The sequence below is a fragment of the Actinoplanes sp. NPDC051633 genome, from assembly GCF_040681735.1.
In the GTDB taxonomy this organism is placed as follows: Bacteria; Actinomycetota; Actinomycetes; order Mycobacteriales; family Micromonosporaceae; genus Actinoplanes.
On sequence record NZ_JBFAZH010001152.1, the window covers coordinates 1 to 2,431 of the forward strand.

Genomic DNA, 2,431 nt, shown 5'->3' on the forward strand with positions numbered 1-2,431 from the left:
ACCGGTCGGTGCGCGGCGCGCTGGCAGGTCTTCGGACTCGTGGGCGTCTACTTCTGCCTACTGACCGTCGCTTCCCGGGCTCACGCCCAGTGCTCGATGACGGCGGTCGTTCCCACTCACCGCTGCGGGGCAGTCCCGGATTCCCACCGGGTTCCCTCTTGCCTCGACCGCCGGGAAGCGACGGCCGAACCAGCTGCGAGAGACACCATATATGGGTACGCGACCGAAACCACAACACAAGATGCTGTGTCGGCGTGTCGCCGGACGCATCGGGTGGATCGCGGGCGCCGGCTCAAGAGCGAAGGTTACGGCGCAGCCCGGCCGCCAGCAGCGCGGTAGCGCGAGTGCTGATCCTGGGCTGGGAACTGATCGAGAAGGCCGTGCACATCACGTAGATGGTCGATGCGCGGCCTTACCATCGGAGGATCCCTGACCTGAAGGAGATCCGGCGATGCCGAGCCGCGTCAATCGAGAGACCGTCGACCTGTCGTCCTATCCCGACCTGGTGGTGGTCTATCTGGGTATGCGCGTCAACCGGCTCTACGGCCTGCGCACCCTGATGGCCCGCGGCCCGCGGATCGGCCGGTCGGACGACAAGCCGGAAGGGCTGCTCGCGCACGAGCCGCTCCTCTGGTCGTTGTTCCCCATGCACCTCGGCATCCGCCAGTATTGGCGGGACCTACCCACGCTGCTGGCCTGGGCCCGCTCCGAGCCGCACCGCCTGTGGTGGCGCGACTTCCTGCGCGACAGCGGCGGCACCGGCTTCTGGCACGAGACCTACCTGCTGCGCGGCGGCATGGAGGCGGTCTACGACGACATCCCGCAGCGCCGCGGCTTCGCATCCTTCGCTCCGGTGCACCCGGCCCGTGGCGCGATGTTCGGCTCGGCCGCACGGGTCGGCCGCCCGGAGGACGACATCGCCCCGGTCGTCACCGAGGACGACCTCTACACCCCCGGGACCGGGCAATAAGTTCTGTCTCTTCTTGCCGTTGGACGGACCTCGTTGAGCGGCGGTCAGTGGCTTCGATCAGGACCTCGATCAGGCGGATCAGGTCGAGGGTGCCGGGGAGGTCGCCGGCCCGGCGGACGACGGTGAGTATCGGCGCGGCCAGGTCCAGCGTCACGCCGTCCCGGCTCAGCACGTGGTACAGGCACAGCATTGCCGCGCGGGCGTTGCCGTCGTCGAAAGGGTGCACGAACAGCACGTCCAGGTAGATCCTGGCGGCCCTCGACGGCAGCGGCACCGCCGGGTCGGCCGCCTCGGCCAGGCACGCCTCGAACCTCGGCCGGGTGTCGCGCTCCAGCCCGTACCGCTCGCGTCCGCCCTTCGCGTAGGCGACGCCGGTGCGGAAGCCGGCCACCGGCACCCGCAGCACCTGCGCCTGCCAGCGCGCCAGCACTGCGAAGGTGAGCTCGGGGGCTTCGGCGGCCGAGCGCAGCACGGCCGGGGAAGCGAAGTCCAGGAAACCGTCGCGGTGGCCGCCGACCGGGCCGGTGAGCGGCCGGGACGCCGTCGCCCACGGCACCTCGCCGCGGACCCGCCACCACTGCGCCAGGTGGTCAGTCGTCATGCCGCAGGACCGTGTCGGCCAGGCGGCCGGCGATCTCGCCGATGACCTGGTCGCCCGGTTCGGCCCAGCTGGAGAAGACGCCGCCGGTCGCTGATCCGATCAGGTCCGCGTGCCGGTCCTCGGGGATCCCCGCGGCGGACAGGAACCAGCCGAGCACCTGGCGGCAGTGGATGTACCAGCCGCTTTCCGCGCCGGTCCGCTCGACCACCACGGTGACCAGGTGTGCCACGGCGCGCTCCCAGACGTCGCGCACCTCGTCGTCGGTGGCATCGGGCGCGATCGGCAGGAACCGGCCGAACCGTCCGCTCAGCTCCTCGACCCAGGCCCGGAGGCCAGTATCTCTTCCGTCCTGACCAGGCGGAACATATGTTCGTGCTGTGACGCCCGAGTTCCGGCTCGATGAAGCGGTCGCCGACGTCTACGGCGACCTGCGGCTGGCGCCCGTGCTGCGCCGGCTGCTGCGGCACACCGCGCGGCTGACCGGGTCGGCCGCGGGGAGCGTCTCCCTGATCGACGCGGCCGCCGGGCGCTACATGAAGGCCGCCGAGCACGGCCTGTTCTGCCGCCTCGGCGACACCTTCCCGCTCGACGAGGGCGCAACCGGCCGGGCGTACGGCAGCCGCCGCCCGGTGGTCATCCCCGAGTACGGCCAGCTGCGCGCCGGGCACCTCGCCGGCACCGATCCGGCGCGGCGCGGGCCCGCCGCCGCGGTGCCGATCTGGTGGCGCGGCGAGGTGATCGCGGTCAGTGTGACCTTCGCGCCGCGAGCCGGCTCGTTCTCCACGCGCGACGTGGACGACCTCGAAGTGCTGACCCAGACGGCGGCCGCGGCGATCGTGCGCACCCGGGGCGCCGGCACC

The 2,431-nt window shown here is 71.7% G+C and carries 4 protein-coding genes and 1 riboswitch; of the genes, 2 read left to right on the forward strand and 2 right to left on the reverse strand.

Going from position 1 to position 2,431, the window contains the following annotated elements; genetic code table 11:
* Positions 1–4: 4 nt before the first annotated feature.
* A riboswitch (cobalamin riboswitch) is annotated at positions 5–209 on the reverse strand.
* Between the two features lie 242 nt (positions 210–451).
* Positions 452–970: a DUF4188 domain-containing protein gene (locus AB0M20_RS38270; RefSeq protein WP_364305787.1), complete on the forward strand. Its 519-nt coding sequence runs from the start codon at positions 452–454 to the stop codon at positions 968–970.
* Here AB0M20_RS38270 and AB0M20_RS38275 read toward each other — a convergent pair.
* Both AB0M20_RS38275 and AB0M20_RS38280 read right to left on the reverse strand, forming a co-directional pair.
* Complete coding sequence (locus AB0M20_RS38275; RefSeq protein ID WP_364305789.1) at positions 930–1,571, reverse strand: Fic family protein; 642 nt, start codon at positions 1,569–1,571, stop codon at positions 930–932. The two genes, AB0M20_RS38270 and AB0M20_RS38275, sit on opposite strands and share 41 nt — an antisense overlap.
* Positions 1,561–1,824, reverse strand: a complete 264-nt coding sequence (locus AB0M20_RS38280) for a hypothetical protein (RefSeq protein WP_364305792.1) — start codon at positions 1,822–1,824, stop codon at positions 1,561–1,563. The genes AB0M20_RS38275 and AB0M20_RS38280 overlap by 11 nt, the downstream gene beginning before the upstream one ends.
* A gap of 124 nt (positions 1,825–1,948) precedes the next feature.
* Here AB0M20_RS38280 and AB0M20_RS38285 point away from each other — a divergent pair.
* On the forward strand, positions 1,949–2,431 hold a 483-nt coding region (locus tag AB0M20_RS38285), incomplete at its 3' end, for a GAF domain-containing protein (RefSeq protein WP_364305793.1).

What these genes read in the sequence shown, in the direction of transcription:
- AB0M20_RS38270 (WP_364305787.1), top strand. Translation starts at nt 452, where the DNA reads ATGCCGAGCCGCGTCAATCGAGAGACCGTCGACCTGTCGTCCTATCCC.
- AB0M20_RS38275 (WP_364305789.1), bottom strand. Translation starts at nt 1,571, where the DNA reads ATGACGACTGACCACCTGGCGCAGTGGTGGCGGGTCCGCGGCGAGGTG.